This is a genomic window from Bacillus sp. JJ664 (assembly GCF_036962205.1).
GTDB lineage: Bacteria > Bacillota > Bacilli > Bacillales > Bacillaceae_G > Gottfriedia.
The window spans coordinates 56,225-62,697 of the sequence record NZ_JBALMS010000045.1 but is presented as its reverse complement, the minus strand read 5'-3'; the positions used below and the strand labels follow the sequence as shown (position 1 = coordinate 62,697).

Annotated in this window: 4 protein-coding genes; all 4 read right to left on the bottom strand. The window is 33.1% G+C overall.

What is annotated here, in order from left to right:
- Positions 1 to 237: 237 nt before the first annotated feature.
- The 4 genes from ascB to V7056_RS07930 all read right to left on the bottom strand — a co-directional run bounded on the left by ascB (position 238) and on the right by V7056_RS07930 (position 6,327).
- Positions 238 to 1,677 carry a 6-phospho-beta-glucosidase gene (gene ascB, locus V7056_RS07945; RefSeq protein WP_499700854.1) on the bottom strand — a complete coding sequence of 480 codons (1,440 nt, stop codon included), beginning with the start codon at positions 1,675 to 1,677 and terminating at the stop codon, positions 238 to 240.
- 21 nt (positions 1,678 to 1,698) lie between these two features.
- A complete protein-coding gene (locus V7056_RS07940) occupies positions 1,699 to 3,612 on the bottom strand; it encodes a beta-glucoside-specific PTS transporter subunit IIABC (protein WP_499700852.1) in 1,914 nt (637 codons plus the stop codon).
- A 187-nt stretch (positions 3,613 to 3,799) separates the two neighbouring features.
- Positions 3,800 to 4,633 (bottom strand): BglG family transcription antiterminator LicT, encoded by an 834-nt coding sequence (licT, locus tag V7056_RS07935; RefSeq protein ID WP_499700850.1) that lies wholly within the window; start codon positions 4,631 to 4,633, stop codon positions 3,800 to 3,802.
- A 230-nt stretch (positions 4,634 to 4,863) separates the two neighbouring features.
- Entirely contained in the window at positions 4,864 to 6,327 is a 1,464-nt protein-coding gene (locus V7056_RS07930; RefSeq protein ID WP_499700848.1) for a glycoside hydrolase family 1 protein, read from the bottom strand.
- Positions 6,328 to 6,473 lie beyond the last annotated feature (146 nt).

Sequence of the window (6,473 nt, the reverse complement as noted above, 5' to 3'; positions counted from 1 at the left end):
GAGCTACGAACGCATATTGTTATAAGAATTTCTTGTTTTTAAAACCGTCACCCCAGTCTTAGTAGGGTTACACTATATAGGTGATTATTTATCTGAGCAATACCTTAAGATTAATTATATCGTTTGATGTTTCTTACCGCAACGGTTTACGCTTTTTAGCTTGGAAACTTTTGTTGATCTGCAAAAAAGTAGGTGCATTGATAAAAGATCATATGCACCTACTTTTAATTTTGTAAATTATAAATTATCGCCGTTTGATTGAATGATACCTTGATACCAGTAGAAGCTTTTTTTCTTGATTCTGTTTAGTGTGCCGTTACCTTCATTATCTTTATCTACGTAAATATATCCGTATCTTTTTTTCATTTCTCCAGTTCCCGCACTAACTAGGTCAATTGGTCCCCAACTTGTATAGCCAAGAATGTCTACTCCGTCTTCTATGGCTTCTGCCATTTCGATAAAGTGTGATTTTAAGTATTCAATTCGATAGTCATCGTTTATTGAACCATCCTTTAAGACGTCATTAGCTCCTAATCCGTTTTCGACGATAAATAATGGTTTTTGATAACGATCATGTAGTTGATTACAAGTAACACGTAATCCTTTTGGATCAATTTGCCATCCCCACTCTGATTCATTTAAATATGGATTTTTTATTGATGCAAATATATTACCTTCAGTTAATTTACTTAGTACTTCAGGGTCAGTGCTAGCACATCGACTAGCATAATAACTAAAACCGATATAATCTACTGTGTGATTTTTTAAGATTTCTTCATCATCTTTCTCCATTCTAATTTGTAAATTATTTTCTTTAAAGTATCTCTTTGCATAGCCAGGGTATTCGCCCCTTGATTGTACATCAATGAAGAAATATGATTCGCGGTCTTTATCGATTGCTTCCCATATGTCATTTGGATGGCAAGTATAAGGATACGTTGCGCCAGCAGCTAACATACAACCAATCTGTCCATTTGGAATAATCTCATGGCATGCCTTAACTGCTAATGCGCTTGCTACTAACTGGTGATGAGCTGCCTGATAAAGAACCTGCTTTTTATCCTCACCTTCTTTGATAACAATTCCAGCTCCAATAAAAGGGGCATGTAATAACATATTAATTTCATTAAAGGTCATCCAGTACTTAACCTTATCTTTATATCTTTCAAAGATTGTTCTTGAATATTTCTCATAAAACTCAATCATTTTTCTATTTTTCCAGCTACCGTACTTCTCAACAAGATTAATTGGCACATCAAAATGACAAGTCGTGACGACTGGTTCAATATTATATTTTAAAAGTTCATCGAAGACTTGATCATAAAATTGTAATCCTTCTTCATTTGGAGATAAATCATCTCCATTTGGAAAAATTCTTGCCCATGCAATCGAAAGTCGTAAACATTTAAATCCCATTTCTGCAAATAATGCAATATCCTCTTTAAATCGATGGTAGAAATCAATTGCTTCATGCGAGGGATAATAAACCCCATCTTTTAACTCCAATGAATCTACATTTCCTAACATCAGTGAAAAGCGCTCCTTACCAGTTGGAAGTAAGTCGACTGTTGTTAATCCTTTTCCACCTTCTAAATATGCACCTTCAGCTTGATTAGCAGCTATTGCACCTCCCCAAAGAAAGTTCTCTGGGAAGCTATTTAAATTCTTAGTAGCCATTCGTTGATCCTCCGTTCTGGTTTATCCAATAATTGTTATTAGTCGTTCTTTCGCAAATACAGTTTTTTTATCCGTACCAAAGACATCTAAATAATTTGCTGAATTTGTTAGAATGACAGGAGTAATTGTTTGAAAACCTGCTAATTTAATTTGTTCTATATCAAACTCTAATAATAAATCACCAACACTTACTTTATCCCCAGCTTCAATATGGGCCGTAAAATATTTACCATCTAATTGAACTGTGTCTAAGCCAACGTGAATTAACACTTCCGCTCCATTTTCATCAATTAATCCAATTGCGTGTTTTGTTTTAAAAATAGTTGAAACTGTACCGTTAATTGGAGAAACAACTTTTCCTTCAGTTGGATCGATGGCAATACCTTTTCCCATCACCCCTTTACTAAATACAGGATCGGTAACATCTTTTAGTTCTACAATTTTCCCTGTAATTGGGCTAAAAACTTCTTGCTGTCTGTTTAAGTTAGTTTGAAACGATTTATTTGTTGTTGCTTCTTCTTTTTCATCAAAGTCTTTTACATCTTTAAAGCTAAATAAATACGTTAAGATAAAACCAATAACGAATGATACAACGATTGAAATGATTGCTCCCCAAAAACCTTCTGAAATACCATCTTTTGGACTAATAAAGTTTGGGATACCAAAGATACCTAGTCCACCCAATAAATAACCGTGAGTGCCTGCAACCCCTAAAATTCCACCACCTATTCCGGCCGCAATACAGCTCATGATAAATGGTTTTTTCAACGGCAAAGTCACACCATAGATTGCAGGTTCAGTTACGCCAAAAACTCCTGAGATAAACGCTGGAATACTTAATGATTTAATATTTTTGTTTTTCGTTTTAATCCAAACTGCTAAAACTGCACCGATTTGAGCAAATGAAGCAGCAAATACCATTGCTAATATAGGATCTGCTCCTGATGTTGTCATATTATTAATCGCAATTGGAATAAGCCCCCAATGAAGACCAAAAATAACAAACACTTGCCAGAATCCGCCTAATAATACTCCTGTTACAACTGGACTTAAATTGTAAACCCATAATGTTGCTGCGCCTAATAAACTACCTGCCCAAGTCGATACTGGACCAATTACAATAAAAGTTATCGGCACGATCACTAACACAGTACAAAATGGTACTAAAAATGTTTTGACTACATCAGGAATAACATTTTTAAAAAACTTTTCTACTTTTACTGCAAAATATGCAGCTACGATGATCGGTATAACCGAAGAAGAATAACTCATTAAAATAACTGGGATTCCTAAAAACGTAATATGAATTGGTGATTCAAAAATTGTACCTACAAAAAGTGTATATAAAGGCTTACCTGTACTTAATCCAGTTAAAGCAGGATAAACGAGAGCTGCACCAATTGCCATTCCAATAAACGTATTTCCACCAAACTTTTTCATTGCTGTATACCCAAGGAAAATAGGGAAGAAATAGAATAAACAATCTCCGGCCGCATTCAGTATTTGATATGTGCCTGATTCCTGAGTAATCCAACCTAAAGCAAGGAAAAATGCAGCAAAACCTTTAATCATTCCTGTCGCTGCTAAAACACCTAAGACTGGACTAAATACACCTGAAATAATATCTATGAACTTATTAAAAAGATTTCCTTTTTTCTCATTACTCGTTTCTTTATTGTTGCTAGAATGAAAGTTACCAACTTCAAGTACTGCGTTATATACATCTGATACGTGATTTCCAATTACTACTTGATATTGTCCACCGCTTTGCATAACGGTGATGACACCATTTAATCGTTTGATCTCATCTGTTTTTGCAATACCATCATCTTTCAATTGGAATCGTAATCTTGTAATACAGTGTGTGACACTACTAATATTCGATTTCCCACCAACTTTTTCAATAATGTCACTTGCCAATTGGTTGTATTTCACTAACTTCCCCTACCTTCTTTACTTTATTTTTAAGAAAAAGAAAAACCTAAACTACTAGAAATACAAGACAGTGGTCTCATATTTTTAGTAATTTAGGTTTTGCCTGCATAATCAGTAACAATCCTATTATCGTTTATTCTATTGTTAAGTTTAAAAGAAATCCCTTTCTTTTTTGGTAAAGAAAAAATTATTGATGACGTGCTACTCTTTCAATATGAATTGTTAAATACAGCATTTCTTCATTTGTTAAATCATTTTTATACTCTGATTTTATATACTGTTTAATTTTTTCTGCACATTTGAATGATTCAGTATACTTACTATTAACTAAATCATATAAGAAATCATCATCGCTATTCATAACAGTTCCATGAAATAATCTCTGTGCAAAGAATTTCAAATGAATGATAAATCGATAGTAATATAGTGATTCTTCATCAAAATCAATTTTAAAATGATATTTTACAATGTTTAAAATTTCTTGGGTTACTTTTGTTATATTGATGATATTGGGCATTTCTTCATTTAGTTCGGCATTTATAATGTGTAGGGCAATAAAAGCAGCTTCATCTTCAGGAAGAGCCACACCGAGATTTTTTTCAATCATTTTTAATGCTTCTTTTCCTATCGCAAATTCATCTTTGTAAATTCTTTTTGTTTCCCAAAGCAATCCATTTTTTATATGCAAACCACGTTTGTTCCGATCAATTGCAAAGTAAATATGATCTGTTAATGAAACATAAATACTTTCATTTAACTTTTTACCAATTGTCATTTTTGCGAATTGAATAATTTCCTCTGATACTTTCATATATTCCATTGGAACTTCGTATAATAATTTTTTAAATCTCTCTGAAACGTCTTTGTTTTCTAAGGTAAATATCTTCTCAATTTTTTCTTCTTTTACTTGGTCTCCTCTTTTCTTTTGAAAAGCAATTCCGCGACCCATAATAACTAATTCTTGATTTTTTTCGTTGATCACACTAATTACATTATTATTAAATACCTTCGCAATTTCCATATCGCCCCTCCTCACATTAGAAAATGAAAAAAACCTAAATTACCATCGTAAAGGAATGAAGCTCCTAAACTGAAGATAATTTAGGTTTTGCCTGCCGAACAGTAACAACCCTAATAAATAAGATTTATTTAAAACAAAATTACCATATAAAATAAGCTTCGTCAACGCTTTCAATATGAAAAATTTGTATTTTCTGATAAATTTATTTTTCACGCCAAATTCCTATCGAATTATAAATCTTCACCATTTGTCGCAATTACTTTTTTGTACCAATCAAAGCTCTTTTTCTTACGTCTTTCTAATGTTCCGTTACCTTCATCATCTTGGTCAACATAGATGAAACCGTAACGTTTGGACATTTCAGAAGTACCTGCACTAATCAGGTCGATACATCCCCAACTGGTATATCCAATTACGTCTACTCCATCGTTAATCGCTTCTTTTATTTCCTCAATATGCGCCCGTAAATACTCTATACGATAAAAGTCATTAATTGACCCATCATCTTCTACAGTATCGTATGCTCCAAGTCCATTTTCTACAATAAATAAAGGTACTTGATAACGATCATACATTTTCTTTAATGATATACGTAATCCTTTTGGATCAATTTGCCACCCCCAGTCTGATGCTTTTAAATAAGGATTTTTAATACCACTAAAGAAGTTACCCTTTTCCTTCATTTTTCCAGGTGCCCCACTTGAAACCATTGTCATGTAATAACTAAATGATAAGAAATCCACTGTATGTTGTAATAAGATTTCTTCATCTCCTGGTAATATATCAATAGTAATATCGTTTTCATCAAAATAACGTTTCATAAAACTTGGATAATAACCTCGTACTTGTACATCCGTAAAGAATAGATTCATTTGGTCTTCTTTAAGCGCTTCTAACACATCATCTGGATTGCATGTTTCAGGATAAGTCTCCATTCGTGCTAACATACAACCAATTTGTCCGTCTGGAATTATTTCATGACATGCCTTAACCGCTCTTGCACTTGCTACAAATTGATGGTGTAATGCTTGATAAATTGTTTGCTCTTTATTTTCAACACGATCAATGATGATTCCACTGCCTATGTATGGACTAAGCGTAGATATATTGATTTCATTAAACGTTAACCAAAATTTGACTTTATCTTTATAACGATTAAAAACTGTTTCAGCATAATGCACAAAATAATCTACTACTCTTCGATCTGCCCACCCATTATAATTTTGTACTAAATACAGAGGCATTTCATAGTGAGATAATGTAACCAATGGTTCAATATCATATTTCAATAACTCATCGAATACTTTGTCATAAAATTCAAGACCTTCTTCATTTGGTTCCATTTCATCTCCCTGTGGAAAAATACGTGGCCAAGAAATAGACATTCGAAATGTTTTGAAACCCATTTCTGCAAATAGTGCAATATCTTCTTTATATCGATGGTAGAAATCAATTCCACGACGTTTTGGGAAATTGTCCCCTGCTTTTCCTGCTAATACTTCTTCTAATTGTTGTTCATTTGTTATATCCATCGAATGACCAGTTGGATCTCGCTCTTCTTTTGGTACAAAAACAACCATATCAAAAATTGATAAACCCTTTCCTCCTTCATTAAATGCTCCCTCTAGTTGATTAGCTGCAGTTGCTCCACCCCAAAGAAAACCCTCTGGGAAGCTCGTTTGATTAGTACTCATACTTAATGTCCTCCTACTAGATTCTTATTTTTATATTCTGCTTACACCGATATCATAATTTCTGAAATGCATTTCAGGTCAATACCTTTTCAAATAAAAATATAAAATTTTCAAACAAGAGTCGTAACCGCTTTTATGATAATGTA